Source organism: Amycolatopsis sp. NPDC048633, assembly GCF_040650695.1.
In the GTDB taxonomy this organism is placed as follows: domain Bacteria; phylum Actinomycetota; class Actinomycetes; order Mycobacteriales; family Pseudonocardiaceae; genus Amycolatopsis.
In genome coordinates, this window is sequence record NZ_JBEZHS010000053.1 from 15,810 (window position 1) to 42,537 (window position 26,728).

The window sequence follows — 26,728 nt, forward strand, 5'->3', positions numbered from 1 at the left end:
TCACCCGATTGTGTGCTGCGTCACACCGAGGGCCAGAACTTCCGCCAGCCGTCGGCCTCCAAGGTCGTCGGCTCCAGCCCGGCGTCCCGCGCGGCCTGCTCGGCGGCCCGGAGGTCGTTGGCGAACTGCTTCGCCAGCGCCCGCAGCTCGCCCTCGGGGTCGACGCCCGCGCGCCGCGCCGTGGCCGCGATGCGGAACAGCTGGGCGGCGGCGGCGGTGCCGGCCGGGAAGAGGTCGAGCGGGATGCCCGCGCGCCCGGAACGCTGCCCGAGCTTGCCGGCCAGCGCCACCGCGGGCTGGCCGAGCGCCACGCCGTCCACAATGGACCTGCGCTGCTTCTCCTGCTGCTTCAGCTCTTCCCACTTGAGGTTCTGGTGCTCGACCGTGTGCACCCGGTCGGCGTCGGCGAAGACGTGCGGGTGCCGGCCGACCAGCTTCGCGACGAGCGTGGCGGCGACGTCGTCGATGCCGAAGGGGTCTTCGGGGTCTTCGGCCGCGACCCGCGCGTGGAAGAGCACCTGGAGCAGGACGTCGCCGAGCTCTTCGCGCAGTGCCTCGCGGTCGCCCGACTCGATGGCGTCGAGCAGCTCGTAGGTCTCCTCGACCAGGTACTGCCGCAGCGACTCGTGCGTCTGGGCCGCGTCCCACGGGCAGCCACCCGGCGAGCGGAGCCGGTCCATCACCTCGGCGGCCTCGACCAGCGGCGGCGCCGGCGTCTCGATGACCTCCGCGCCGGTCGCGATGAGCAGCGACGCCGCGGGCTCGTCCCGCGACCCGGCGAGCAGCACGACGTCCCTCAGCGAAGGCGCCTCGGTCACGGCCGGGACCCCGAACACGCTCGCGTCCACGTCGGTGGCCGCGTACACGGCGGTGGCGTCACGCAGGATCTTCAGCGCCGCGGCGGGCAGCGTCGCCCCGCGGACGACCACGACGACGCCCGTGCTCACTGCTGCGTACGGCCGGAACCACCCTGGGGCAGCACGAGGCCCTGGGCGGCGTCCAGGTTCTGGAGGACGTTCATGCCCACAACATCCCACACGCCGTATCGCTTGTTGATCCGCACGTCGTCCTGGTCGAACAGCGGCTGCAGCTGGCGCATTCCGATCGCGGTCTTCGAGGCGTCGTCGAGGGCGGGCGCCTGCTCCGTGGCGACGGGCTTGTCGTCCACGCGCTGGCGGACCACCGCGACGAACCAGGTGCCCTCACGGTTCGGGTAGGGGAAGACCGTGACGCTGCCGGCCGGCGACCCGAAGAGCGGGCTGGCGGCGAGCACGCCGGCCTGCGACGCGGGCACCGCCTCGCCGAGGCCGGTGAGCGGCGGGATCGAGTCGGTGTTCTGCCCCTGCTGAGCCGCCTGCTGCCGCAGCGACCCCTCGTACTGGACGTCGGTGCCGATGCGCTTGGTCGCGGCCGCCGGATCGGCGGCGAACTGCCGGGCGAGGTCGAAGGCCGCCTTCTTCGCGTCGGGCCCCTTGGGGGTGTCGCCGGTCGTGGCGTCCGGCATCGAGCCGATGGACGTGTAGTCGAAGGTGACCGACAGGTTCGGGATGGCCTTCTCGGCCAGCGCCTGGGCGAGGTAGGTGTCGGTCAGCGCCTCGCGGTGGTCACGCGTGCGGGTGACCAGCTCGCTGACCGCCTGGGTCTCGTCGCTCGCGTCCGCGGCCACCGTGCCGTTCAGGGGATCCTTGGCCAGCTGGGCTTCGATTTGCCCGTAGTTGGGCGTGATGCCCTGCTTTTCCGCGGCCGTGGCGAGCAGCTCGTGCAGGACGAGCGAGCTGACGACCGCCCGGCCCAGCACGTCGAGCTTGTGCTCGGCGGCGAGCTTCTTCGCGTACGGCTGCTCGCGGACGGCCTTGTCGATGAGGTTCTGCACCTGGTCGATGGAGACCGACCGGTCGCCGACGATGGCGGCACTGCCGACCTGGCTGGGACCCGAACCGCACCCGGCGAGCAGAAACGCACCGGCAACGACCGCGACCAGCGCGCGAGGGCGCCCGATGATCCGCATCACAGCGCATACCCTCTCACACCATCGCCGCCGAAACGCAACACCCGTGCGGTGTCGCCGGGCGTAACGTCGACGACATGGACCACTGGCTGACCATCGAGGTCTTCGATGGCGAGTCCACGGCTTCCTTGTGGCGGCTCGCCCGCGGTGACGCACTCACCGAAGCAGCACTGACGAACGGCGCGGAACAGTGGGTGTGGCACGAACACCGCTGGGGCGTCGTCCTGGAAATCGAGTTCAAGTCGGAGGAAAGCCGCGACGCGTTCCGCGCGCTGCCGGTCGTGACGGCGGCGTTGGACGCGGTCCCGGATCCGGCGCGGGGGTTGCTCGTGTACCCGGGGCGTGGTGGGGGTGCGGGGTCGCGGATGCCTCGGAACCCGCGGCCGTTGCCCATGGCGGGTGCCGGGGCGGTTCCGGTGCCGGTGGAGTCGGTGAAGATGGGGTTGGCGGCGGCTTCGCCGCCGATGTTCAGCGAAGTCGGCTGAGGAACCCCGGAGCGAACCCCGGCGCCACAACGAGAGTTCCCCCGAAGTGGCGCCCGGTGTCCGCAGCGCGTCACACGGCGGCGGGCTTCTTGGTCAGCTGCGTCAGCAGCTTCGTGCACCAGTCCAACAGCTCTTCGTCCCGCAGCGTCGGCGCACCGATCCGGCCACCCGCCGGTCCTTCGGTCGGCTTCGGTACCGACACCGTGTTCGTCACCGCCTTGAACATCGCCTTCGGGTACAGCCTCTTCAACCGGACCATCTGCGAGTCCGCCAGCGGCAGCGGAGCGAACCGGATCGTGTTGCCCTGGACCGCCACCTCCGTCACGCCCGCCTCTCGGCACGTGTGCCGGAAGCGCGCCACCGCCAGCAACCGGTTCACCGGCGCCGGCGGCTGGCCGTAGCGGTCGATCAGCTCTTCGCGGACCGCTTCCAGGCCCTCGGTGTCCGGCGCCGCCGCGATCTTGCGGTACGCCTCCAGCCGCAGCCGCTCCCCCGGCACGTAGTCGTGGGGGATGTGGGCGTCGATCGGGAGGTCGACGCGGACGTCGGCCATCTCCTCGTCCTCCGCCGGCTCCGCGCCCGCGTGCCTGCGGAACGCGTCGACCGCTTCGCCGACCAACCGCACATACAGGTCGAACCCGACGCCCGCGATGTGCCCGGACTGCTCCGCGCCGAGGATGTTGCCCGCGCCGCGGATCTCCAGGTCCTTCATCGCGACCGCCATGCCCGCACCGAGCTCGGTGTTCTGGGCGATCGTCGCCAGCCGGTCGTGCGCGGTCTCCGTCAGCGGCGCCTCCGGCGGGTACAGGAAGTACGCGTACCCGCGCTCGCGCCCTCGCCCGACGCGGCCGCGCAGCTGGTGCAGCTGCGCCAGCCCGAGCAGGTCACCGCGCTCGACGAGCAGCGTGTTCGCGTTCGAGATGTCGAGACCGGTCTCGACGATCGTCGTGCACACCAGGACGTCGTACTCGTTTTCCCAGAAGCCCTGGATGATCTTCTCGAGCTTGTCCTCGTTCATCTGCCCGTGCGCGGTGACGACGCGCGCCTCCGGCACCAGCTCCCGGATGTGCCGCGCGGCCTTCTCGATCGACGAGACGCGGTTGTGGACGTAGAACACCTGGCCGTCGCGCAGCAGCTCACGCCGGATGGCCGCGCCCACCTGCTTGTCGTCGTACGAGCCGACGTACGTCAGGATCGGGTGCCGGTCCTCGGGCGGGGTGAGGATCGTGGACATCTCGCGGATGCCGGCCAGCGACATCTCCAGTGTGCGCGGGATCGGGGTCGCGGACATCGTCAGCACGTCGACGTGCGTGCGCAGCGACTTGATGTGTTCCTTGTGCTCGACGCCGAACCGCTGCTCCTCGTCGACGATCACGAGACCGAGGTCCTTGTAGCGGATGCCCGTCTGCAGCAGGCGGTGCGTGCCGATCACGATGTCGATCTCGCCGCTGGCCAGCTGCTCCAGGGTCGCGTCGGTCTCGCTCTTGGCGGAGAACCGTGACAGGCCCCGGATCTTCACCGGGAACGAGCGCATGCGTTCGGTGAAGGTGTTCAGGTGCTGCTGGGCGAGCAGCGTCGTCGGCACGAGCACGGCGACCTGCTTGCCGTCCTGCACCGCTTTGAACGCCGCGCGGACGGCGATCTCCGTCTTGCCGTACCCGACGTCGCCGCAGATGACGCGGTCCATCGGGACGCCGCGTTCCATGTCGCCCTTGACCTCGTCGATCGCGGCGAGCTGGTCGTTGGTCTCGGTGAACGGGAAGGCGTCCTCGAGCTCGCCCTGCCACGGCGTGTCCGGGCCGAAGGCGTGCCCGGGCGCGGCCTGGCGCGCGGCGTACAGCTGGACCAGCTCGGCGGCGATCTCCTTGACCGCCTTCTTGGCCCGGGCCTTGGTGTTCTTCCAGTCGGAGCCGCCGAGCTTGTTGAGCGTGGGCAGCTCGCCGCCGACGTACTTGGAGACCTCGTCGAGCTGGTCGGTCGGCACGAACAGCCGGTCGCCCGGGTGGCCGCGCTTGGACGAGCCGTACTCCAGCAGCAGGTACTCGCGGGTGGCGCCGGCGACCGTGCGCTGCACCATCTCGACGAACCGGCCGATGCCGTGCTGCTCGTGCACGACGTAGTCGCCGTTCTTGAGCGCCAGCGGGTCCACCGCGTTGCGCCGCCGGGACGGCATCTTCGTGTTGAGGTCCTTTGTGGACACTCCGGCGCCGGAGCCGCGGCCGGTCAGGTCCGCCTCGGTGAGCACGACCAGGGCGCGCTCCGGCGAGACGAAGCCCTCGGCGAGGCCGCCGCAGGTGACCGTGACCATGCCGGGTGCCGGGGCGCTCTTCAGGCCGTCACCGGCCTGGGTCGCCGGGACGTCGGCGGCCGACAGCTGCTCGACCGCGCGCGCCGCGGTGCCCTGACCGGCGACGACGAGCACCGCCGTGCCGCCCGACGCGGTGTGCGCGCGCAGGTCCGTCATCGCGCGCTCGAGCTCGCCGCGGTAAGCCGGGGCGGCCTCGACCGAGACGCGGTAGACGTCCGGGTCTTCGCTGGTCAGCTGGCTGAGCGTCCACCAGGTGCGCTTCGTGTCCTGTGCGTGGGACGCGATCTCGTCGAGCCCGCGGTAGGCGGACGCGCCGAGGTCGATCGGGGCCTGGCCGCCCGCCGCGGCCGTCGTCCAGGACGCTTCGAGGAACTCCTGGCCGGTGCGGACGAGGTCGGCGGCCCGGGCGCGGATCTTCTCGGGGTCGGTCAGCAGGACGTGGGTGCCGACCGGCATCGCGTCGGTGAGCAGCTCCAGCTCGCCTTCGCAGAGCACCGGGATGAGGGCCTCCATGCCCTCGACCGGGATGCCGTCGGCGAGCTTGGTGAGCATCTCGGCCAGGTGGGCGTCGGCCTCGTACGTCTTCGCCAGCTCCGCGGCCTTTTCCCGGACCGGCACCGTGAGCAGCAGCTCGCGGCACGGCGGCGCGGTGACGCGCGGGATCTCGCCCGGCAGCGACCGCTGGTCGGAGACGGCGAACGCGCGGATCTCGCTGACCTCGTCGCCCCAGAACTCGACGCGGACGGGGTGCTGCGCGGTCGGCCCGAAGAGGTCGAGGATGCCGCCGCGGACGGCGAACTCGCCGCGCTTCTCGACCATGTCGACGCGGGTGTAGGCCAGCTCGACGAGCCGTTCGAGCAGCTCCTCGAACGGCTCTTCCTCGCCGACGACGAGATTGATCGGCTCGAGCGAGCCCAGGCCGGGGGCCATGGGCTGGATCAGGCTGCGGACGGTCGCGACGACCACGCGAAGGTCGTCGTCGCCGGTCTTCAGCCGGTGCAGGACCTCGAGCCGGCGGCCGACGGTGTCGGCGCGCGGGGAGAGCCGCTCGTGCGGGAGGGTCTCCCAGGAGGGGAAGTCGGCGGTCCTCCCGGCGCCGAGCAGGGCACTGAGCGACGCGGTCAGCTCGTCGGCCTCGCGGCCGGTGGCGGTGACGGCGAGGACGGGTTTGGCCCCGCCCTCGTCGGCGGCGAGGGCGGCGGCGACGAGCTGCCGGGCGGCGATCGGGCCTTGCAGCTCGAGCAGCGGCGCGCCGGCGCGCTCGACCACGCCACGCAGGGCCGGGTCGGGAAGGGTGGCGGTGAGGAGTCCGGACAATGGAGCGTCGGTCACGGTCCCAGACTACGTGCCACCCCCGACAGGTTTCCGATCACGGCTGGTCGCGCAGCAGTTCCGCCACCTCCGCGAGCCGCGGCAACTGCTCGTCGAACACCTTCGGGTCGGTGCTCGCGATCCGCAGCAATACGTGCTCCGCTCCTTCGTACTCGCGCAGCCGCGAAGCGATCTCCGGCGCCGACCCCGTCACCTGCATCTGGATGCCTTGAACGAAGTCCGCCGGCATGCCGTAGTTGAGTTGGCAGTACTCCTCCAGCAGCGCGCGTCCGCGGTCGGCGTCGTCCTCCACCAGGACCGTGGCGAACAACGCCGGGGTCACGGGCCGCGACGCCCGCTCGCGGATCCGGGCCAGGCCCGACACGTAGTCCGCCGGATCCGGCGGGTAGGGCAGCCAGCCGTCGTACCGCCGGCCGATGCGCTCCAGCGCCCCCGGCGTGTACGCCGCCAGCCACACCGGCGGGCCGCCCGGCCGCGAAGGCGCGGGATAGGAAGGCAGCGAGTCGTAGTGCAGCACCTCGCCGTGGAAGGACGGCTCACCGCTCCACGCCGCCCGCCAGAGGCCCACGATGTCGTCGAGCCGCGCCCGCCGGCGCTCCCACGGGACACCCACGAACGCGAACTCCGGCTCGCTCCGCCCGGCGAACCCCGCGCCGACCGCCACCGTGAGCCGGCCGCCGCTGAGCAGGTCGAGGGAAAGCAGCTGGTTCGCCGAGAGAACCGGGTCCCGCAACGCCGGGAGCAGCGCGGACGTCCCCAAAGTCACCCGCGAAGTCCGGGCGGCGAAGGCGGCGAGAACCGTGAAAGCGTCCAGCGGAGCCCGGGCGAGGGTGTCGCCCACCCACACGGAGTCGAGGCCGAGGCGTTCCGCTTCCACGGCGACGTCGACCAGCTCGGGCGCGGTCCGCCCGGCGTCGAGGATGGGCTGGTAGGTCGGTACGACCAGGCCGTAGTTCGTCATGCCGTCAGCCTCGCCGCGGCGGGGTATGCGCTCAATTCCTCGCGGGGAATGGCCCGGGCCGAGATGATGGACCCGTGAACTTCGGAACCACGCTCAAGGGTTGGCGCACGCGGCGGCACCTCAGCCAGCTCGACCTGGCGTTGCGGGCCGGGACGACCCAGCGGCACGTGAGCTTCATGGAGAGCGGCCGCTCGCTCCCCGGCCGCGGGATGGTGCTGCGCGTCGCCGAATCGCTGGAGCTGCCCCTGCGTGAGCGCAACGGCTTGCTCTTCGCCGCCGGTTTCGCCCCGTCGTACCCCGAGACACGGCTCGACGACCCGGCGATCGAGCCGGTGCTCGACGGCCTGCGGCGGCTGCTCGACGGCCACCGTCCCTACCCCGCGCTCGTCGTCGACCGCTACGGCGTGCTGGTCGCGAAGAACGACGCGTTCGCGTTGCTCACCGAGGGGGTCGCGCCGGAGCTCCTCGAAGAGCCGGTCGACACGCTGCGGCTCGCGCTCCACCCGCAGGGCATGGCTCCGCGCGTGCGGAACCTCGACGACTGGGCGCGGCACATCCTCGAGCGCATCCGCAACGACCTGGCCCGCACCCCGGACGACCGGCTCGCGCGGCAGCTCGCCGAGCTGGAGAGCTACCTGCCACCGGCGACCGTTCCGGGCCCGGAGCACCTGGGGTTCGCGGTGCCGGTCCGACTGTCCACTTCGGCCGGTGAGCTGCGGCTGATCACGGCGATCACGACGTTCGCGACGGCGGCGGACGTGACCGTGTCGGAGCTGAAGCTGGAGACGTTCCTGCCCGCGGACGCCGAGACCGCGGAACGGCTTCACACCACCGCCGCCGTCAGGTGACCCACCAGCAACTCGGCGCTCGCCCACAGCACCGCCGCGCCCACGCTGCCCGCGGCGAACCGGCGGTACGGCATCGCCGCCGAGCCCGCGACGCGCGGCATCACCGTGCGGACGCCGACCAGGCAGCGCCCGGCGATCACCGCGGGCACGCCGTACCGCGCGACCGCCGCCTCCGCGCGGTCCCAGCGGTCCTGACCGACGCGGTGGGCCAGCCGGCGTCCCCAATGCCGTCCTTCCAGGTACGCGAGCTGGTCGCCGAGGACGGCGGCGAGCACGGCCACCGCCAGTGCGAGTCCCAGGTGGAGCGTGCCCCGCTCCGCGAGGAACCCCATGAGCAGCAACGCCGACAGCGTCGGCAGCACGATTCCGGGCAGCAGCGCGGTTTCCGCCGTGATCAGGATCGCGCAGACGAGGTAGACGACCGGCGGGGGCGCGTCAAGCAGTGGCCGCAGCAGGCTGTCCATGGCTCGCCCTCCCCACCGTCACCGGCAGCGCCGCGCGGTAGACGAACGCGGGCGGCAGGTTCCCCCAGACGACCGGAGTGCGCTCTACGACCGCGAAACGGCTTCGCAGTGAAGCGGCGAAGCGACGTGCGGGTGGCGTCCAGGCCGTGTGGGCGTACGCGAACGTCGTGAACCGGCCGTTCGGGGCCAGAGCCGCCGTGACGGCGTCGAGGATGCGGTGCTGCCGATCCGCGGTCATGGCCGTCCACGGCAGTCCGGAGACGACGACGTCGACGTGGTCGAGAGCGAGGTGCTCCGCCGAGCCGGTGACGACGTCGACCTGCGGAAAGCGCTCGCTGACCGAGGCCGCGAAACGCGGGTTGATCTCGTAAGCGGTCAGGCGCGCTTCGGGGCGAAGCAGCGCGAGGACCGCTTCCGTGAAGACGCCGGTGCCCGGACCGAGTTCGGCGACGCGGGCCGCGCGTTCGAGACCGAGGCCTGCGGTCATCGTTTCGGTCAGCCGCGGTGAGCTCGGCGCGATCGCGCCCGTCAGCACGGGGTGGCGGAGGAATTCCCTGGTGATCGACATGCTTTCGACGCTAGGAACAGCGGGCGTGGCCGCGAATCCGCCGGCTCGACCGTCGTGGTCCTCCCAAGGGAGGACACGGTCGGACCGAAGGGATGACGACCCGGGCCGGGTCCCGGCATTACGTTCGGTGGCGTGGAACGAATCGTCGTGTGGGTACGCAGGCACCGGTGGACGGTGGACCTGCCGCTCTACGCCGTGTTCATTTCCCTCGCGCCCAACTGGGCCGGCACGGGTTCGTGGTCGGTCCGGGCGATCCCGATGTTGTTCCTGCTCCCGCTGCTGGTGCGCCGGCGGTTCCCGCGGACCGTCGCCGTGCTGGTCATGGCGGGGGCGACGGCGGTGTATGCGAACGGGCTCTGGGCGTACGACCGCGGCCGCACCGAACTGTCCATGGCGGTGGTCCTGTTCACGCTGGTCGCGCGCGGCGACCGGCGGTTCGGCGCGCTGATCGCCGGGTGCGTCGTCGTGCTGGACGTCATGTGGGGGTTCACCTGGGGCACGTACACCCAGAACCCGACTTTCTCCATCCTCGGCGTGCTGCCGCTGCACATCGCCGCGTGGGCGCTCGGGGAGTTCTTCCGCACCAAGGAACAGCTCACCACCGAGGAGGAGAAACGCGCCGACGCCCAGACCCGTGCGGCCACCGCCGAGGAACGCACGAGGATCGCGCGCGAGCTGCACGACGTGCTCGCGCACAGCATCAGCGTGATCGTGTTGAACGCCGAAGGCGCGAAGCTCGCCCGGCACCGCGACCCGGCCGTCGTCGACCGCACGCTCGACACGATCGGCCGCACCGGCCGCGACGCGCTCGCGGAGCTGCGCCGGCTCCTCGAAGTCCTGCACGCGGGCCAGGAGGCGCGCAGCCCCCAGCCGACCGTCGCCGAGCTGCGCGGGCTCGTCGAACAGTCGGGGCGCGACGTCACGCTCGAGGTCACCGGCGGCCTCGATGACCTGCCCGCGAGCGCGGCGCTGCAGGCGTACCGGATCGTCCAGGAGGCCCTGACCAACATGATCAAGCACGCCCCGGCCGACGCGACCGGCCGCGTCAGCGTCGCCTTCGAGCCGCCCGAGATCCGCATCGAGGTGACGAACACCGGCGGTCAGGCCGCCCCGGCCCCGGCGCCGGCGTTGCCGTCATCCGGGCGAGGTCTGACCGGCATGCGCCAGCGCGTCGAGATGTACCACGGCGAGCTGTCGGCCGGGCCGCTCCCGGAGGGCGGCTACCGGGTGGGCGCGAGCTTGGTGGTGCGGCCATGAACGTCCGGCCACCGGCCCGCACCAGGCCAACCTCTCGCCCCGCGCCCGCCCAGCTTCCCGTGGACATCGGCACGCGGAACTCCTCCGTCGCGGCCCGGCGAGAAAGCCCCACACCTACGAGCCTGTCGGGCGCAGCCATGACCATCCGACCACCAGCCCACACCAGACCCCGAACGAAATCCGGTCCCACGCCCCGCTTGCTTTCCCCCGGAGCGTCGGCCTGCGAAGTTTCCCCACCACTGCCCGGCGAGCAAGCCCGGCTCGACCCCCACAAGAGCCAGGCGGTACAGCCATGACCACCCGAGTGCTGCTCTGCGACGACCAGGAGCTGGTGCGCGTCGGGCTGCGGATGATCGTCGAAAGCCAGGACGACCTCCTCGTCGTCGCCGAGGCCTCCAACGGCGAGGAGGCCGTCGCCAAAGCCCGGGAACTGCGGCCGGACCTGGTGCTGATGGATGTCCGGATGCCGGTGCTCGACGGCGTCGCGGCGACCGGGCGGATCTGTGCCGAGCTGCCCGATGTGCGCGTCCTGATCATCACGACCTTCGACCTCGACGAGTACGCCTACGCCGCCTTGCGCGCGGGTGCCAGCGGGTTCCTGGTGAAGGACGCGCCCTCGGACGAGATGCTCGTGGCGATCCGGGGCGTGCTGCGCGGCGACTCGATGGTCTCGCCGTCGGTCACGCGGCGGCTGCTCGACCGCTACCTCGCCGACGACCACGACCCGGTCGACGTCGCGAAGCTCGACGTGCTCACCGAGCGTGAGAAGGACGTGCTGGGGCTCATCGCGCGCGGGCTCTCCAACGGCGAGATCGCGGCGAAGCTCTACATCGGCGAGACGACGGTGAAGACCCACGTCGGGCGGATCCTCGGCAAGCTGCGGCTGCGCGACCGGGTGCATGCCGTGGTCTTCGCCTACGAGTCCGGGCTGGTGCGTCCAGGTTCCTGATCACTCCCTTTTATCCACTTGATAGGGAAGGATAGAGTACTTTGCATGACGATATACAAGTCCGAAGCGGGCGCCCGCCTCCTGCGTGAGCGCTACCTCGAGGCGTTGACGAGCTGGCCCGTCCCGCACGACGAAGTGCGCGTGCCGACACCCGAAGGCGAGACGTTCGTCCTGGTCTCCGGCCCGGAAAGCGCGCCGCCGCTGGTGCTGCTGCACGGCTCCGGCAGCAACTCGGCGGAGTGGGCGCCCCGGATCCCGTCGCTGGTGGAGCGGTTCCGGGTGTACGCGGTCGACATCATCGGCGAGCCCGGGATGAGCGCCGAGACGCGGCCGCCGCTCGACAGCGACCGGTACGCGCAGTGGCTGGACGCGGTGCTGGACCACTTCGACGTCTCGCGGGCGGCCTTCCTGACCTCGTCGTTCGGCGGCTGGCTCGCGCTCGACCACGCGATCCGGCGGCCCGAGCGCGTCGCCGCGCTGGCGCTGCGGTGCCCGATCGGCCTCGGCCCGATGAAGAAGGGCTTCATCGTCAAGGCGGTGTTCCTGTCGTTGCTCGGAGAGCGGGGACGGCGGAAGTCCGTGGCCGGAACGGTGGGCGAGCCGGAGACGTCGCCGATCGTCGAACACCAGCTGCTCGTGTCGGCGAACTACCGGTACCGCACCGGCCCGTTCCCGGTCTTCGGCGACGCGGCGCTGGGGAAGCTGACCATGCCGGTGTACGCCGTCGCCGGGTCGGAGGACGCCATGGTCGACTCCGCGACGACCCAGCGGCGACTCGAGGCGGCCGGCGCGACCGTCGACCTGGTACCCGGAACCGGGCACTACATCCCGGGCTCGAACGACCTGGAGTTCCTGAAGGAGGCAGCGGCGAACGGCGATTTCACCGCTTGATGGCAGGATGAGCCTTATGCGGCGTGTGCTGGGTCTCATCGGTGCGGTGTCCCTGCTGGTCGCGGGCTGCTCGGGAGCGTCGAGCGCGCCCGTCCAGAGCGTCCCGCCCGCGTCCACGCCGGCGGCGTCGACCGGGAAGTTCAAGGTCGAGACGGTGGCCGCCGGGCTGGAGCACGGCTGGGACATCGGCTTCCTCCCCGACGGCGGCATCCTCGTGCCGCAGCGGCCCGGCAAGCTCGCGCTGGTCCGCGGCGGGCAGGCCGCCGACGTCCAGGCCGACTTCTCCGACGTCCTCGTGCAGGGCGAGGGCGGGCTGCTCGGCATGGTCATCAGCCCCGACTTCGCGACCAGCCGCGAGTTCATCACGTGCCAGGACCACCAGGACGGCGGCAAGGCCGTCGACATCCGGCTGGTCACCTGGAAGCTGGCCGAGGACGGCGGGAGCGCGACCCGCGTCAAGAACCTGCTGACCGGGCTGCCGGTGAACCCGAGCGGCCGGCACTCCGGCTGCCGCCCGACGTTCGCGCCGGACGGCGCGCTGCTCGTCGGCACCGGCGACACGGCGCGGTCGACGATCGCGCAGGACCGCCACTCCCTCGGCGGCAAGGTGCTGCGGCTGGACGCGAAGACCGGGAACCCGTTGCCGGACAACCCGTTCATCACGTCGGCGGACCCGCGCGAGCGACTGATCTACACCTTCGGCCACCGCAACGTCCAGGGCGTGGCGATCCGGCCGGGCAGCGGCCAGGTGATCACGGCCGAGCACGGGCCGACCTTCGACGACGAGGTCAACCTGCTGAAGCCGGGCGCGAACTACGGCTGGGACCCGTCGAAGGGCGGCACGGACTCGAGCTACGACGAGAGCGTGCCGATGACCGACCTCAAGCGGTTCCCGGACGCGGTGAGTCCACTGTGGACCTCAGGCAAGATCACCGAAGCGATCAGCGGCGACGCGTTCCTGACGGGCGCGCAGTGGGGCCCGAACGACGGCGCGCTGGTCGTGGTGGCGCTGAAGGGCCAGAAGCTGCTGCTGTACCACTTGGACCCGGCGGGCAAGGTCCTGGACGTCACGCTCCCCCCGGAGTTCGACGACAAGTTCGGCCGCTTGCGGGCCGTGCGGAGCGGCCCGGACGGCGCACTGTACGTGACGACTTCGGACGGAACCGGCGACAAGCTGCTGAAGGTCACGCCGGCCTGATCGCGCCGTCGCGTTTCCGCGGCACAGCACGCTCGAAGTGATTTTCGCCGGAATACCCGCGCACCCATGAGAAAACCACGGCCGTCCGGTGCCGTGGGCACTTCCGCCGGGGTGGCGGATCGCGGAACATGTTCTGTACCAAGAGTTTTCGCCCGCCCCCGACGAGTGTTGGACGCGGTCCGAAGATAGCGTTCCCGCGGCAGCACCGCGCCGGTCCCCGAGCGCCATCGCCGACCTGGCGATCGGGGACCGGCCTCCAACCCACGAACCCCGACGAGCCCTATTTGCCCAGGTGAGCCCCGCCGTTGACGTGCACCACCTGTCCGGTGACGTGCCCGGCGGCGGGGCTCGCCAAGAACGTCACGACGGCGGCGACATCTTCCGGCGTGCCCGGTCGCTTGTTCATCGTGTTGCCGATCAGCCATTCACGGCGGCGGTCCGAGAGCTTGCCGTGGAAGAACTCCGTCTCGCCGATCAGTCCGGGTGCGACGACGTTCGCCGTGATCCCGCGCGACCCGAGCTCCTGCGCCACGCTGATGTTCCACGCCTCGACCGCGGCCTTCGCGGCCCCGTACGAGCCGGCGCCGGTGCGGGCGGCGATCGAGCCGATCGTGACGATCCGCGCGTCGTCGGCCAGGCGCTCACGCAGCGCGTGCGTCACCAGCGCCGCACTGACCACATTGGACCGGAGGTTGCGCTCGAACGCCGCCGCGAAGCCGGCCAGCCCCTCGCCGTCGCCGTCGACGAAGTCCGTGTTGCCCCCGGCGTTGTTGACGAGCACGTCGACGCGGTCCGGCAACTCTTCCAATGCGGCTTCGACGGCCACGGGATCGGCGGCGTCGAACACGACCGGCCGCGCGCCCAGGAGCGTCGCGGCCTCGGTGAGCACCTGCTCGCGACGCCCGGTGATCGTGACCCGGTCACCCGCTTCGGCGAAGGCCGCCGCGACGGCGTACCCGATGCCGGTACCGCCGCCCGTCACCAAGATTTCCCTGCTGTTCCCCATGCGCCCGAGCCTAGTGCCTAGGATCGGGGCATGACCAAGATCGACCCGGCCACGTCCGCGCTCGTGCTCGTCGACCTGCAGGAGCGGATCGTGGCGCTGCCGACCACGCCGTACAGCGGGGAGGAAGTCGTCGCGAACGCGCTGCGGCTGCGGACGGCGTTCCGCGAGGCCGGCGCGCCCGTGGTGATCGTCAAGGTGTCGCGGCCGGACAACCCGCCGGGCAACGAGCTGGTCTTCGACGCGCAGGACGACAAGATCGTCACCAAGTACGTGATCGGCGGCTTCGCGAACACCGACCTCGACGAGTTCCTGCGCGGCAAGGGCGTGCGAACCGTGTACTTCGGCGGCATCGCGACGGAGTTCGGCGTCGAGTCGACCCTGCGCGCCGCCGCCGACCACGGCTACGACACGGTCGCGGTGTCGGACGCGATGACCGCGCTTTCCGAGATCTCGCACGAGAACGCGATCACGAAGATCTTCCCGCGGCTCGGCACGGTCGTCACGACGGACGAGACTCTCGAGGGGCTGGCATGATCGACAAGATCGCCTGGCTGTACCTGGTGGACGGCCGGATCCTGAGCACGCGCTCGCGCGGCAAGGTCGTGTACTACCTGCCGGGCGGCAAGCGCGACCCGGGCGAGACGGACGCCGAGACGCTGGTCCGCGAGATCCGCGAAGAGCTGACGGTGGCGATCACCGAGCCGACCATCGAGCCGGCGGGCGTCTTCGAGGCCCAGGCGGACGGCAAGGCAACGGGCGTCGTGGTGCGGATGACGTGCTTCACGGCCGAGTACACCGGAACGCTGGAAGCGAGCAGCGAGATCGAAGAGATCGCGTGGCTGGGCTATGCGGACAGGGAGAAGGTTTCGGCGGTGGACAAGATCATCTTCGACCACCTGCACGAGACCGGGCAGCTGCGCTGAGGGGCGCTCATCCCAGCCGAAGCTTCGGCTTGTGCTCCAAGTGCGACAGCCCGTTCCAGGCCAGGTTCACGAGATGCGCCGCCACCTCGTCGCGCTTCGGCTTGCGCGCGTCCAGCCACCACTGGCCGGTCAGCGCGACCATGCCCACCAACGCCTGCGCGTACAGCGCCGCCAGTTTCTCGTCGTAGCCGCGGGCCGCGAACTGCTGGGCCAGGATGTGCTCCACCTGGCTCGCGATGTCGTTCAGCACCGTCGAAAACGTGCCCGTCGAACTCGCCACCGGCGAATCGCGGACCAGGATCCGGAAACCGTCGCGGGAATCCTCGACGTACGACAGCAACGCCGTCGCCGCCTGTTCCAGCATCACGCGGGGGTGGCCGCCGTGGAGGGTGGACACCATGCGTTCCAGCAGCAGCTGCGTTTCGCGGTCCACGACCACCGCGTAGATGCCCTCTTTGCCGCCGAAGTGTTCGTACACCACGGGTTTCGACACGTTGGCGCGGTGCGCGATCTCCTCGATCGACGTACCGTCGAACCCCTTTTCGGCGAACAGCGCCCGCGCCACGTTCAGCAATTGCTGACGCCGCTCGCTGCCGGTCATCCGGACGCGGGTCACCGGGGCGGCCGGACGTGCCCCGGTGACCTGTTGCTCACGCTTCGAACGTCGTCTCCCCGCCATTCGTGAAGCCTAGTTGACTAGCCCTTTTCCGTGGCGATTCGGGCCAATCGCTGCGGGGTCGGCCAGCGCACGTCGTGCACCCAGCCGAACTTTTCGAAGATCCAGATCAGGCGCGCGGAGATGTCGATCTGGCCGCGCTTGACGCCGTGGCGCGCGGACGTCGGGTCGGCGTGGTGCAGGTTGTGCCACGACTCGCCGAACGAGAAGATCGCCAGCGGCCAGAAGTTCGCCGACTTGTCGCGCGCGGCGAACGGGCGCTCGCCGATCATGTGGCAGATCGAGTTGACCGACCAGGTCACGTGGTGCAGCACGCAGATGCGCACCAGCCCGGCCCAGAAGAACGCCGTCACGGCGCCCCACAGCGACCAGGACACGAGCCCGCCGATGAGCGCCGGCAGCGCCAGGCTGACCAGGGCCCACAGCCAGAACAGGTCGTCGACCTTCTTGATCGCTGGGTCCTTGACGAGGTCGGGGGCGAAGCGCTCGGCGTTGGTCTGGTCGCGCTCGAACAGCCAGCCCATGTGCGCGTGCCAGAAGCCCTTGGCGATGGCCCACGGCGAGGTGCCGAACGCCCACGGGGAGTGGGGGTCGCCGTCGCGGTCGGAGAACGCGTGGTGGCGACGGTGGTCGGCGACCCAGGTGATGACCGGGCCCTGCAGGGCGATGCTGCCGGCGATGGCCATGACCACGCGCAGCCACGGCTTGGCCTTGAACGAGCCGTGCGTGAAGTAGCGGTGGTACGACACGGTGATGCCGAGCCCGCTGATCGCGTAGAACACCACGAAGATGCCGACGTCGACCCAGCTCAGTCCCCAGCCCCAGGCGAACGGCACCGCGACCAGCAGTGCCACCAGCGGCGCGATCACACCGAAGTAGACCGACAGCTGCACGCCGATGCCTCGCGTGCCTTCGATGACAGGTTTGGGCCCCTTGGGGGCCGAAGGCTCCCCGGTGGGCTGAGAACGGTCGAGCGTGGCCGTCATACGCTTCACTTCTTCCTGCACGGGTGCCCTTTTACGAAGGGTTACCTAACCTACGATGCCGTAAGTTACGGTACAGGAGGTTTCGGCGGCTGGGGAGTGCCGGAACCTCACACCGACCCTTCGGAACCGGGGTACCCGGCGGACTGGGCGATAACGCAACCCCCGCGCGGACGACACCCAATCGTCGCTATCCTGACCAGGATCGATCCGCCGTAGTGTAATCGGCAGCACTTCAGATTTTGGTTCTGACAGTTCAGGTTCGAATCCTGGCGGCGGAGCAGCTCAGAGGACCCGAACCCACGACCCGGGAGGTTGGCGCTGACCGACGAGGCGACCGACCCGGTGGCGGCCAGACGTCCCGCGCTGGCCGAAATGTCCGATGCGTGGCTCGTCGGGCGCGCGCGGGAGCTCATCGCCGCGGTCCAGCGGCAGGAGTACAACCAGCAGCTCCAGATCGTCGAGCTGATGGACGAGCTCCTCGACGAGACCCAGCGGCGCGGCGAGCCGACGATGATCGCGCAGCTGCTGCGCGCGTCCGCGATCGCCCGCCTGATCACCAGGGGCCTGGCCGCGGAGGCCGAACCGCGGCTCGACGAGATGCTCGCGCACACCCGCCGGCACGGCCTCGCCCTGCTGCGGGCCGACGCGCACGCGCTGCGCGGCCGCCGGCTGGTGATCGCCGCGCAGGAGGACCCCGCGCTCACCGAGATCGCCCGCGCGCTGGCCATCCTCGACGACTCCGCGATCCCGAACCGGCAGGTCGGCATCCGCGCCTGGAACCGGATGCTGTGGTCGGCGCTGAACGACTGCTGGATCGTGCTGAACCAGCTCGGCGTGTACGAAGCCGCCGAAGAGGTGATCGGCCGCGCCGCCAGCGCGATCCGCGAGAGCGCGAGCCCGCACGAGATCACGCTGCAGCTGATGAACCGGGTCAAGATGCTGCTCGGCTGGGGCCTGCGGCTCGAGCGCATCGACGAGTACGACGAGAGCGCCGAGAAGTTCCGCACCGCCGCGTCCATGGCCGTGGCCGCCGAAGGCCCGTTCACCGAGTCGCTGTTCCCGCGGAAGGCGAACGTCCCGGCCGTCGACCAGGTCGGCGTCCTCGCCTCGGCGCAGGCGCTGCACAGCCCGAGCGCCGACCAGATCGACCGGCTGCGGGCCCTGCACGAAGGCACCGGCTACCCCGGCGAACGCGAGATCGTCGCCATCGCGCTGGCCCGCTGCCTCGACCAGGCCGGCCGCCGCGAAGAGGCCCTCGGCGTGCTGCGGCACGCCCGTGAGTCGCTGACCGACGACACCTCGCAGCCGTCGATGCGGCTGAACATCGCCCGCGAGCTGGCCCGGCTCGACACCAGCCCGGACTACGCGTCCGGCGCCAGCCAGTCGCTGATCGACTACGCGACCCGGCTCGAGTCCGAGATGTGGAGCCTGCGCGAGTCGCAGATCGCCACGCTGAACGCCCGCCGCGAGCACGAACGGCTCTCCGCCGAGCACGGCGCGATCACCCAGCAGGCCCTGCAGGACCCGCTCACCGGCCTGCCGAACCGGCGCGCGCTCGACGAGAAGCTGCGCCAGCTCGCGTCGTCGGCCGACGCGCAGCCCCTGGCCGTCGCGCTGGTCGACCTCGACGGCTTCAAGGGCGTCAACGACAAGGCGTCCCACGCCGAAGGCGACAACGTGCTGCGCGTCGTGGCGAGCACGCTTCGTGACGCCCTGAGGGGAGACGACCTCGTGGCGCGCTACGGCGGTGACGAGTTCATCGTCCTGCTCCCGGGGACGCCGGCGTCCGCGGCGAAGATGGCGCTCGGCCGCGCCGTGAAGTCCGTCGCGGGCCTGCCGAACCACCTTTCCCACGGCGTCACGCTGTCCATCGGGCTCGTTTCGCTGCGGCCGCAGGAGCGCGCCGAGCAGGTCCTCGCGCGCGCGGACGCGGCCATGTACCAGGCGAAACGCGGCGGTGGCAACCAGGTGGCGTCGGCCAACTCGATGGCCGCCGACCCGGCCGCGGCATGGGCGGGTGAAGGCCTACCCACCGACCCGACGTGGGAGCCTGAGGAGCCCAGTTAGGATCAGTGCCCGACAGAAGCCATCTTTTGGTTACCGTTGGGAGCGTCGTTGACCGGCCCGCTGAGCACGTTGATCCTGGCCGCGGGTGAAGGCACCCGCATGCGTTCCTCGACGCCGAAGGTGTTGCACCCGATCGCCGGGCGGCCCCTCGTCGAGCACGCCGTCCGGGCCGCCGCCGGCCTGAGCCCCGAGCACCTCGTTGTGGTCGTCGGCCACGGCCGCGAGGCGGTCGGCGAACGCCTCGCGCAGGTCGCCGACGCCCTCGGCCGCGCCGTCGGCACCGCGGTGCAGGCCGAGCAGAAGGGCACCGGCCACGCCGTGTCCTGCGCACTCGCGACGCTGCCCGCCGACCTCACCGGCACCGTGATCGTCAGCTACGGCGACGTCCCGCTGCTCGACACCGCGACGCTGGGCGCCCTGCTCGACGAGCACACCGAGGCGAAGAACGCCGTCACCGTGCTGACCGCGGTGGTCGCGAACCCGACCGGCTACGGCCGGATCACGCGCGACGCGGCCGGCAAGGTCACCGGGATCGTCGAGCACAAGGACGCCACCCCGGAGCAGGCGGAGATCACCGAGATCAACTCGGGCGTCTACGCCTTCGACGCCGCTGTGCTGCGCGACGGCCTTTCGCGGCTGTCGACGGACAACGCGCAGGGCGAGCTCTACCTCACCGACGTCCTGGGCATCGCGAACGGCGACGGCCTCGACGTCGGCGCGCTCGTCGTCGACGACCCGTGGCTGACCGAGGGCGTCAACGATCGCGTCCAGCTGTCGGTGCTCGGCGCCGAGCTCAACCGCCGGATCGTGCAGCGCTGGCAGCGCGAAGGCGTCACGGTCGTCGACCCCGCCTCGACCTGGATCGACGCCGGCGTGACGCTGTCGCGTGACGTCGTCATCGAGCCCGGCGTGCAGCTCAAGGGCACCACGACGGTCGGCGAGGGCACGACGCTCGGACCCGACAGCACCCTGACGAACATGACCATCGGCGCCGGCGCGTCCGTCGTGCGGGTCCACGGCTCCGACTCCGAGCTGGGCGACCGCGTCAACGTTGGCCCGTTCACGTACCTGCGGCCGGGCACGAAGCTGGGTGAGAAGGGCAAGCTCGGCGCGTTCGTCGAGACGAAGGCCGCCGACATCGGCGCCGGCACGAAGGTGCCGCACCTGACCTACGTCGGCGACGCCACGATCGGTGAGAACAGCAACATCGGCTGCTCGAGCGTGTTCGTGAACTACGACGGCGTGAACAAGCACAAGACCGTTATCGGGTCGCATGTCCGGTTGGGTGCCGACAACACCTTCGTCGCCCCGGTGCGGATCGGTGACGGCGCTTACAGTGGTGCAGGTGCCGTGATCCGCGAGGATGTCCCGCCGGGCACACTCGCGGTGTCGGCGCCGCCGCAGCGCAACATCGAAGGCTGGGCGATCCGGCGCCGGCCGGGTACGCCCGCGGCGGAGGCGGCCCAGGCCGCCCTCGACGCCGATTCAGCAGCAGGAACCGACGGGGAGTCGCCAGCATGAGTCCGAAGTCAGGTACGCCGAAGAAGAACTTGATGCTCTTCTCCGGACGGGCGCACCGGGAGCTCGCCGAAGAGGTCGCCGAGCACCTCAACGTGACGATCACCCCGCAGACGGCGCACACGTTCGCCAACGGCGAGCTGTTCGTCCGCTTCGAGGAGTCCGTCCGCGGCACCGACGCCTTCGTCATCCAAGCGCACACCACGCCCATCAACGAGTACGTGATGGAGCAGCTGATCATGGTGGACGCGCTCAAGCGGGCGAGCGCGAAGCGGATCACCGTCGTGATGCCGTTCTACCCGTACGCGCGCCAGGACAAGAAGCACAAGGGCCGCGAGCCGATCTCGGCGCGGCTGATCGCGGACCTGTTCAAGACCGCGGGCGCCGACCGGATCATGACGGTCGACCTGCACACCGCGCAGATCCAGGGCTTCTTCGACGGCCCCGTCGACCACCTGATGGCGCAGAGCGTGCTGGCCGACCACATCAAGAAGACCTACGGCAACGCCGACATCACGGTCGTCTCGCCGGACTCGGGCCGTGTGCGGCTGGCCGAGAAGTGGGCGCAGACGCTGGGCGACCGCCCGATCGCGTTCATCCACAAGACGCGCGACCCGGACAAGCCGAACCAGGCCGTCGCGAACCGCGTGGTCGGCAAGGTCGAGGGCAAGCTCTGCGTCCTGATCGACGACATGATCGACACCGGCGGCACGATCGTGAAGGCCACCGAGGCCCTGATCGACGAAGGCGCGGCGGACGTCGTCATCGCGACGACCCACGGCATCCTGTCCGACCCGGCGACCGAGCGGCTCTCGCAGTGCAAGGCGCGCGAGGTCATCGTGACGAACTCGCTGCCGATCCCGGAGGAGAAGCGCTTCGAGGGGCTGACGGTCCTGTCGATCGCGCCGATGCTGGCGGAGGCCATCCAGCAGGTCTTCGAAGACGGCTCGGTCACGTCGCTGTTCGACGGCCAAGCCTGACGAACCCGTCCGCCGGGCGCGAACTCCGCGCCCGGCGGGGGTTCCCGGCGCTAGCGTCGGCGCATGGGGAACTTCAAGTTCGGCGTCAGCTTCCGCGAGATCGGCAGCCGGGACGCCTGGATCGCCAAGTGCCGCCGGGCCGAGGAGCTCGGCTACGACGCCATCACCGTGCCCGACCACCTCGGCACCGGACGCTTCGCGCCGTTCCCGGTGCTGGCCATGGCGGCCGCCGTCACCGAGCGGCCGCGGCTCGGGACCCTCGTGTCGAACGTGCCCTTCTACAACCTCGCGCTCTTCGCCCGCGAAGCCTCCTCGACGGCCGCGCTGCTCGACGGCCGCCTGGATCTGGGCCTCGGCGCCGGGCACATGAAAGCCGAGTTCGACGCCGCCGGGCTGCCGTGGCAGAACGCCGCCGCCCGGATCGGCTACCTCGAAGAGAGCCTCGGCTACCTGCGGAAACACTTCGAGGACGAGGGCATCGAGCACCCCCGGCTACTCCTCGCGGGCAACAGCGACGGCGTCCTGGACCTGGCCGCCGAGCACGCCGACATTGTCGGCTTCGCGGGTCTGAGGCAGCAGCCCGGCAAGCCGCCGGGCACCTTCAAGCTCGACAACGCCGAGGCGGTGGACGAGCGCGTCGCGTACTTCCGGTCCCGCGCCGAGGGCCGCGACATCGAGTACAACATGCTGGTCCAGCACGTCGAGGTCACCGACGACCGGGACAAAGCCGCCGAGGCGTGGCACGAGAAGACCGAGCGCAGCGCCGTCCAGGACGCCCGCCAGCTCCTCGACGCGCCCCAGCTCCTGCTGGGCACGGTCGAGGAGATCGCCGGACAGCTCGAAAACCGGCGCGAGCGCTACGGCTTCTCGTACATCACGGTCTTCGAGCCGTTTTTCGAGACCTTCGCGCCCGTCCTGAAAGAACTTCAGTAGGCGACGGTGAACCGCGCGCGGCGGTGCTTCGGCTGCTCGATCTCGTCGACGTACGCGGTCGCGAAGTCGTCGCCGCCGATGTGCGACTTGCCGTTCTCGTCGGTCAGCAGGATGTCGCCGCCGACCCGGAACCCGCCCCGGCGCTCGCCGGGGATCCAGGCGCCGAACTCGGCGGCCGGGCTGACGTAGAACCAGTCGAAGCCCTCGGGCTGTTCGCGCAGCAGGCCGAGCACCTCGGCGTGGTTGCCGGCCTCTTCCTTGTACTCGGCCGGGAACTCCGGGGTGTCGAACAGCCGCGGGCCGCCCTCGGCGACGAGCAGGCTCGCCGCGCCACCGACGAACGACAGCCGGACGCCGTTCTCGCGCGCGATCCGCGCCAGCGACGGCACGGCGTCGATGAGCTTCTCGCCGTCGATCGCGCGGGCCGGGGTGGCGACCACGATGACGTCCGCGTCCTTGGCGACCCGCGCGACGAACTCCTCGTCGTGCAGCGAACCCTGCACCGCTTCGACGCCTTCGGGCACCGTGCCGGTGTTCCGCGCGACGCCGACGACGTCGTGCCCGCGCCGCAGCGCCTCGGCGCCGATCCTGCCTCCGGCGTACCCGGTCCCCCCGAAAACCACCAGCTTGGCCATGTCTTTTCTCCCGTTCGATTCGGCTGCTGCAGCCGATGCTAAGAACGGAAGATCACCTACTTCAACGGAAGGAACGCACCCCCGGGTAGGTGTCCAGCTCAGCCGCCCAGGCCCGCGAACTCCGCGGCGACCTTCTGCTTCACCGCGTTGACGTCGAGGGCCGCGCGGACCTCCGCCGTCGCGTTCGGCTTCGACAGCACCTGGTAGCTGGCCGTGCGGTTCGGCAGCTTGAACTTGACCGTGCAGGACATCTTCACGGTCGCGTACGGCTCGGCGTCGGCCGCCGCCGTGCAGGTCTGCGCGCCGAGCGAGTCGGCACTGACCTCGACCGAGAGGTTGATGTGCACGACGCTCTTCCCGCCCGCCGCCGGCGTGCCGACCACGCTGGTGGAGACGTCGACCGTCGTCGTGCAGGAGCCGACGAAGTCCTTGCAGTCGAGGTTGTCGTTCGTGACGACGGCGCTGGCCTGCACCAGGCCCTCGAACGGCTGCCCCAGCCCGCCGACGGCGTTGTCGAGGTCGGTGTGGAACGTCTTCAGCGCGTCGCCGGCGACCGGGTCGACGCGGAGCTCGGCGCCGAACTTCGGCCCCGCCTGCGGGTCGAGCAGCGCCGGGGCGAAGCTGACGACCCGGTTCGGCTTGGCCGTGGTGACGCGCAGGACGGTCGGCGCGGCGCCGAGCTGGTAGACCTCGGTGCCGTCCGGGAGCTTCGCCTTGACCGGCTCGCCGAGCCGGTCGAGACCGGCCAGCGCCTTGCGCAGCCCGTCGGCCAGCGCCTGCGGAGCGAACTTGGCGGCGGGGTCGAAGGGCAGCTCGGAGCCGAGCGAACGCACCCAGCTCGTGCCGAACTGCGTGCCCTCGTCGATGGCGTGCGCCTTCCAGTAGTCGGCGTCGGCCTGCAGGTAGAACTGGCCCGCGGCGGAGGTCACCTGGACGACGCGGCCTTCGAGCGGCAGCCCGCCGAAGGCGTTGCCGCCGCGGGTGATCCGGAACTGCTGCTCGGCGCCCTTGGTCGTCGACTTCAGGGAGAGCGCGGGCGCCTTGCCCAGCGCGGTGAGGGCCGCGTCGACCGCGGCGCGCTGCTCGGCGCGCAGGTCCGCCGTCCGCTGCCCGGCCGCGGAGACCCCGGCGGTGCCGGGGACCGCCACCTGGCAGCCGGCCAGCAGTCCGCCCAGCAGCAGCACCGCCGCCGCCATGGCCCGTCGAGCCCGCATCTTCCGCCCCCTGCTCTGCCGGTGTGTCCGAGCACACCTCGGCCGGTGAAGTCCCGCCACCGGATTTGTGTCGTCACGCACCGGGGTTCAGGAGGGTTCTAGCCTGGCCAGGGCCCCCGCCGCAACCCACCGTGATGAGGTTGGTTTACACTCTTGAGGTTGTCTCGGCGAGGCGGGGCCCTTTTGGGTGCCCGGCGTGATCGACGCGGCGGCTCGGAGTAGCCCCCGGCTGTCGTGCACGCCCGGAAACTCGCCGCCGAACGCAACCGCCTGAACAGAACAACGCCCGCATCCCCCGCCGCAGCATGCTGTCTCCCGCACCATGTTCGTGATTTGAAGGAGTGCCACACCGTGTCCGAGGTACGTCTGTCCGTCGAGCCGCGCACCGAGTTCGGCAAGGGCGCCGCGCGCCGCACGCGTCGCGCCGGCAAGATCCCCGCCGTTCTGTACGGCCACGGCTCGGACCCGCGGCACTTCGCGCTGCCGGCCATCGAGTTCGCCCGCGTCGTCCGCGAGAACGGCTCCAACGCCGTCATCACCCTCGCCATCGCGGGCTCCGACGAGCTCGCGCTGACGAAGACCATCGTCGTGCACCCGCTCAAGAACTACATCGAGCACGTCGACCTGCTGGTCGTGAAGCGCGGCGAGAAGATCGTCGTCGACGTCCCGCTCGTCGTCACGGGCAACCCCGGCCCCGGCGGCCTGGTCAACCAGGGCGTCGACACCCTGCAGGTCGAGGTCGAGGCGCTGCACATCCCGGAGCAGTTCGAGGTCTCGATCGAGGGCCTCGAGGTCGGCAGCCAGGTGCTGGCCGGCCAGGTCGAGCTGCCGCAGGGCGCCACCCTGGTCACCGACCCCGAGTCGCTGGTCGTCGCCGTCAACGAGCCGCAGCGTGAAGAGGCCGACGACGAAGACGCCGCTACCGAAGCGGGCGGCGAGTCGGCCGAAGCCGCCGAATAGCATTTCCGCATGACCGAAGACCTGCCTGGGGCCGGCGAGCTGATCCTGCTCGCCGGCCTCGGCAATCCCGGACCCCAGTACGCCGGAAACCGGCACAATGTCGGTTTCATGGTGCTGGACGAGCTCGCCGCCCGCGTCGGCGGCAAGTTCAAGACGCACAAGAGCGGCGGCGAAGTCCTCGAGGGGCGGCTGGGTGGCCGCCGCGTCGTGCTCGTCAAGCCCCGCTCGTACATGAACCTCTCCGGCGGCGCGGTGGTCGGCGCGGCGCGGTTCTACAAGGTGCCGCCGACCGGCGTGGTCGTGGTGCACGACGAGCTGGACGTCGACTTCGGCGCGCTGAAGCTCAAGTTCGGCGGCGGCGACAACGGCCACAACGGGCTCCGCTCGATCACGAAGTCACTGGGCACCCGCGACTACTACCGGGTCCGCTTCGGCATCGGCCGGCCGCCGGGCCGCCAGGACCCCGCGGACTTCGTGCTGAAGGACTTCTCGACGGTGGAGCGCAAGGAGCTCCCGTTCGAGGTGGACAGGTGCGCGGACGCGACCGAAGCACTGGTCGGCACGGGTCTCGCGGCCGCGCAAAACGCCTTCCATGCAGGCTGACATCAGTGGCAAGGTGAGCCCATGACCCCTGACGAAGTCCGGGCGATCGCGTTCGGCAAACCCCGCTTCGGCCGGCGCGGCTACAACGAGGACGAGGTCGACGCCTTCCTCGACCTGATCGCCGAGGCGCTGGCCGGCCGGAACATCCTGACCGCCGACGACATCCACTACGTCGAGTTCACGATCATGGCCGTCGGCATGCGCAGCTACGACCAGGCGCAGGTGGACCTGTTCCTGGACGAGGCGGAGGCGGCGCTCATCGAGCTGCGGAACCCGCGGCCGGCGGTGGAAGAACGGCGCCCGCAGGGCCCGCGGAAGTGGTTCGGCCGGTCCTGACGGATGTGAGTCCGGCCACACAGCGCTGCGTAGTCCCGGCTCACTCACAGGCGGACGGCGGCCGCCCGTCGGGGTGAGCTTCGAGGTCCGCCCCTTCCGGGGGGCCCGTTCACGGGCTAGGACGGTGTACGGCAGTTCGCACCGCCCAACCCCGGAATCGGAGAGTTGCATGTCGTTCACCGCCGAAGACCTCACCGAGGTCACCTTCGGTAACGCCCCGATCGGCCGCCGTGGCTACGCGAAGCACGAGGTCGACGAGTTCGTCCGGCGCATCGCCAAGACGTTCGCCGAGGAGGACGACCTGACCGCCGCCGAAGTGCACCACGTGATCTTCGCGAAGCCGCTGATCGGCAAGCGCGGCTACGACGAGCGCGAGGTCGACGACTTCCTCGACGCGGTGGAAGACCAGCTCGCCACCCGCTCCGGCCACGCCCCGGACCTCCCGGGCGCCCGCACGGCTTCGGAAGCCATGACCGAGCGCGCCGCCCCGCCGACGATCCGCGCGGAGCGTCTCCAGCAGCGCTAGCCCCAAGCGCCCCAATGGGGTTGTTTCATCGTGGTTTGTGCTGCTCAGGCTGGGTTGACCGACTGTGTTAACGGTCAGGCTCCTGCCGCCCGGGCA

27 protein-coding genes and 1 tRNA gene are annotated in these 26,728 nt (G+C 70.8%); 17 read left to right on the plus strand and 11 right to left on the minus strand.

Annotated elements, in window-relative coordinates; genetic code table 11:
- Positions 1-20: 20 nt before the first annotated feature.
- The gene (locus AB0C38_RS46385; protein ID WP_360686969.1) at positions 21-947 is read right to left on the minus strand and encodes a MazG family protein; all 927 of its coding nucleotides are present in this window, start codon (positions 945-947) and stop codon (positions 21-23) included.
- Positions 944-2,008 (minus strand): SurA N-terminal domain-containing protein, encoded by a 1,065-nt coding sequence (locus AB0C38_RS46390; protein WP_360686972.1) that lies wholly within the window; start codon positions 2,006-2,008, stop codon positions 944-946. The genes AB0C38_RS46385 and AB0C38_RS46390 overlap by 4 nt, the downstream gene beginning before the upstream one ends.
- Positions 2,009-2,085: 77 nt before the next feature.
- On the opposite strand from AB0C38_RS46390, the gene AB0C38_RS46395 reads away from it, so the two are divergent.
- Positions 2,086-2,493: a hypothetical protein gene (locus AB0C38_RS46395; protein ID WP_360686975.1), complete on the plus strand. Its 408-nt coding sequence runs from the start codon at positions 2,086-2,088 to the stop codon at positions 2,491-2,493.
- Between the two features lie 70 nt (positions 2,494-2,563).
- Here AB0C38_RS46395 and mfd read toward each other — a convergent pair whose 3' ends face one another.
- A complete protein-coding gene (gene mfd / locus AB0C38_RS46400; protein ID WP_360687050.1) occupies positions 2,564-6,118 on the minus strand; it encodes a transcription-repair coupling factor in 3,555 nt (1,184 codons plus the stop codon).
- 52 nt (positions 6,119-6,170) lie between these two features.
- Complete coding sequence (locus AB0C38_RS46405; RefSeq protein WP_360686978.1) at positions 6,171-7,094, minus strand: LLM class flavin-dependent oxidoreductase; 924 nt, start codon at positions 7,092-7,094, stop codon at positions 6,171-6,173.
- 74 nt (positions 7,095-7,168) lie between these two features.
- Between AB0C38_RS46405 and AB0C38_RS46410 the strand changes: the two genes are divergently transcribed.
- Complete coding sequence (locus AB0C38_RS46410) at positions 7,169-7,942, plus strand: helix-turn-helix transcriptional regulator (protein WP_360686981.1); 774 nt, start codon at positions 7,169-7,171, stop codon at positions 7,940-7,942.
- On the opposite strand, the gene AB0C38_RS46415 is transcribed toward AB0C38_RS46410, so the two are convergent.
- Positions 7,918-8,406, minus strand: a complete 489-nt coding sequence (locus tag AB0C38_RS46415) for a DedA family protein (protein WP_360686984.1) — start codon at positions 8,404-8,406, stop codon at positions 7,918-7,920. The genes AB0C38_RS46410 and AB0C38_RS46415 overlap by 25 nt on opposite strands.
- Positions 8,378-8,974: a methyltransferase domain-containing protein gene (locus AB0C38_RS46420; protein WP_360686987.1), complete on the minus strand. Its 597-nt coding sequence runs from the start codon at positions 8,972-8,974 to the stop codon at positions 8,378-8,380. Before AB0C38_RS46420 ends, AB0C38_RS46415 begins: the two co-directional genes overlap by 29 nt.
- A gap of 132 nt (positions 8,975-9,106) precedes the next feature.
- On the opposite strand from AB0C38_RS46420, the gene AB0C38_RS46425 reads away from it, so the two are divergent.
- The 4 genes from AB0C38_RS46425 (at position 9,107) to AB0C38_RS46440 (ending at position 13,269) form a co-directional block, all read left to right on the plus strand.
- Positions 9,107-10,231 carry a histidine kinase gene (locus AB0C38_RS46425; RefSeq protein WP_360686990.1) on the plus strand — a complete coding sequence of 375 codons (1,125 nt, stop codon included), beginning with the start codon at positions 9,107-9,109 and terminating at the stop codon, positions 10,229-10,231.
- A 292-nt stretch (positions 10,232-10,523) separates the two neighbouring features.
- Positions 10,524-11,180, plus strand: a complete 657-nt coding sequence (locus AB0C38_RS46430) for a response regulator transcription factor (protein WP_360686993.1) — start codon at positions 10,524-10,526, stop codon at positions 11,178-11,180.
- A 45-nt stretch (positions 11,181-11,225) separates the two neighbouring features.
- Positions 11,226-12,071 carry an alpha/beta fold hydrolase gene (locus AB0C38_RS46435; RefSeq protein WP_360686996.1) on the plus strand — a complete coding sequence of 282 codons (846 nt, stop codon included), beginning with the start codon at positions 11,226-11,228 and terminating at the stop codon, positions 12,069-12,071.
- Positions 12,072-12,087: 16 nt separating this feature from the next.
- On the plus strand, positions 12,088-13,269 hold the full coding sequence (locus tag AB0C38_RS46440) for a PQQ-dependent sugar dehydrogenase (protein WP_360686999.1): 1,182 nt from the start codon (positions 12,088-12,090) through the stop codon (positions 13,267-13,269).
- Between the two features lie 280 nt (positions 13,270-13,549).
- Here AB0C38_RS46440 and AB0C38_RS46445 read toward each other — a convergent pair whose 3' ends face one another.
- On the minus strand, positions 13,550-14,275 hold the full coding sequence (locus tag AB0C38_RS46445; RefSeq protein ID WP_360687002.1) for an SDR family oxidoreductase: 726 nt from the start codon (positions 14,273-14,275) through the stop codon (positions 13,550-13,552).
- A 30-nt stretch (positions 14,276-14,305) separates the two neighbouring features.
- On the opposite strand from AB0C38_RS46445, the gene AB0C38_RS46450 reads away from it, so the two are divergent.
- On the plus strand, positions 14,306-14,809 hold the full coding sequence (locus AB0C38_RS46450) for an isochorismatase family protein (protein WP_360687005.1): 504 nt from the start codon (positions 14,306-14,308) through the stop codon (positions 14,807-14,809).
- Entirely contained in the window at positions 14,806-15,198 is a 393-nt protein-coding gene (locus AB0C38_RS46455) for an NUDIX domain-containing protein (protein ID WP_360687008.1), read from the plus strand. The genes AB0C38_RS46450 and AB0C38_RS46455 overlap by 4 nt, the downstream gene beginning before the upstream one ends.
- Positions 15,199-15,205: 7 nt before the next feature.
- Here AB0C38_RS46455 and AB0C38_RS46460 read toward each other — a convergent pair whose 3' ends face one another.
- Together AB0C38_RS46460 and AB0C38_RS46465 are read right to left on the minus strand one after the other, a co-directional pair.
- A complete protein-coding gene (locus tag AB0C38_RS46460; RefSeq protein ID WP_360687053.1) occupies positions 15,206-15,799 on the minus strand; it encodes a TetR/AcrR family transcriptional regulator in 594 nt (197 codons plus the stop codon).
- Positions 15,800-15,894: 95 nt separating this feature from the next.
- The gene (locus tag AB0C38_RS46465) at positions 15,895-16,860 is read right to left on the minus strand and encodes an acyl-CoA desaturase (protein ID WP_360687011.1); all 966 of its coding nucleotides are present in this window, start codon (positions 16,858-16,860) and stop codon (positions 15,895-15,897) included.
- A gap of 206 nt (positions 16,861-17,066) precedes the next feature.
- Here AB0C38_RS46465 and AB0C38_RS46470 point away from each other — a divergent pair.
- The 5 genes from AB0C38_RS46470 to AB0C38_RS46490 all read left to right on the plus strand — a co-directional run bounded on the left by AB0C38_RS46470 (position 17,067) and on the right by AB0C38_RS46490 (position 22,358).
- Positions 17,067-17,138: transfer RNA gene (locus tag AB0C38_RS46470), tRNA-Gln, on the plus strand.
- Between the two features lie 34 nt (positions 17,139-17,172).
- Positions 17,173-18,927: a GGDEF domain-containing protein gene (locus AB0C38_RS46475; RefSeq protein WP_360687014.1), complete on the plus strand. Its 1,755-nt coding sequence runs from the start codon at positions 17,173-17,175 to the stop codon at positions 18,925-18,927.
- A gap of 48 nt (positions 18,928-18,975) precedes the next feature.
- On the plus strand, positions 18,976-20,448 hold the full coding sequence (glmU, locus tag AB0C38_RS46480) for a bifunctional UDP-N-acetylglucosamine diphosphorylase/glucosamine-1-phosphate N-acetyltransferase GlmU (RefSeq protein WP_360687017.1): 1,473 nt from the start codon (positions 18,976-18,978) through the stop codon (positions 20,446-20,448).
- Positions 20,445-21,425 (plus strand): ribose-phosphate diphosphokinase, encoded by a 981-nt coding sequence (locus AB0C38_RS46485; protein WP_360687020.1) that lies wholly within the window; start codon positions 20,445-20,447, stop codon positions 21,423-21,425. Before glmU ends, AB0C38_RS46485 begins: the two co-directional genes overlap by 4 nt.
- A gap of 63 nt (positions 21,426-21,488) precedes the next feature.
- Entirely contained in the window at positions 21,489-22,358 is an 870-nt protein-coding gene (locus tag AB0C38_RS46490) for a TIGR03621 family F420-dependent LLM class oxidoreductase (RefSeq protein ID WP_360687023.1), read from the plus strand.
- Here AB0C38_RS46490 and AB0C38_RS46495 read toward each other — a convergent pair.
- Both AB0C38_RS46495 and AB0C38_RS46500 read right to left on the minus strand, forming a co-directional pair.
- Positions 22,352-22,993 (minus strand): NAD(P)H-binding protein, encoded by a 642-nt coding sequence (locus AB0C38_RS46495; protein WP_360687027.1) that lies wholly within the window; start codon positions 22,991-22,993, stop codon positions 22,352-22,354. The two genes, AB0C38_RS46490 and AB0C38_RS46495, sit on opposite strands and share 7 nt — an antisense overlap.
- 98 nt (positions 22,994-23,091) lie before the next feature.
- Positions 23,092-24,207, minus strand: a complete 1,116-nt coding sequence (locus AB0C38_RS46500) for a hypothetical protein (protein WP_360687030.1) — start codon at positions 24,205-24,207, stop codon at positions 23,092-23,094.
- 351 nt (positions 24,208-24,558) lie between these two features.
- Here AB0C38_RS46500 and AB0C38_RS46505 point away from each other — a divergent pair, with 351 nt between their 5' ends.
- From AB0C38_RS46505 to AB0C38_RS46520, 4 genes are all read left to right on the plus strand, one after another.
- On the plus strand, positions 24,559-25,167 hold the full coding sequence (locus AB0C38_RS46505) for a 50S ribosomal protein L25/general stress protein Ctc (RefSeq protein ID WP_360687033.1): 609 nt from the start codon (positions 24,559-24,561) through the stop codon (positions 25,165-25,167).
- 9 nt (positions 25,168-25,176) lie between these two features.
- Positions 25,177-25,770: an aminoacyl-tRNA hydrolase gene (gene pth, locus AB0C38_RS46510; protein WP_360687036.1), complete on the plus strand. Its 594-nt coding sequence runs from the start codon at positions 25,177-25,179 to the stop codon at positions 25,768-25,770.
- Positions 25,771-25,791: 21 nt separating this feature from the next.
- Positions 25,792-26,106, plus strand: a complete 315-nt coding sequence (locus AB0C38_RS46515; RefSeq protein WP_360687039.1) for a DivIVA domain-containing protein — start codon at positions 25,792-25,794, stop codon at positions 26,104-26,106.
- 169 nt (positions 26,107-26,275) lie between these two features.
- Complete coding sequence (locus AB0C38_RS46520; protein ID WP_360687042.1) at positions 26,276-26,632, plus strand: DivIVA domain-containing protein; 357 nt, start codon at positions 26,276-26,278, stop codon at positions 26,630-26,632.
- Positions 26,633-26,728: the final 96 nt, after the last annotated feature.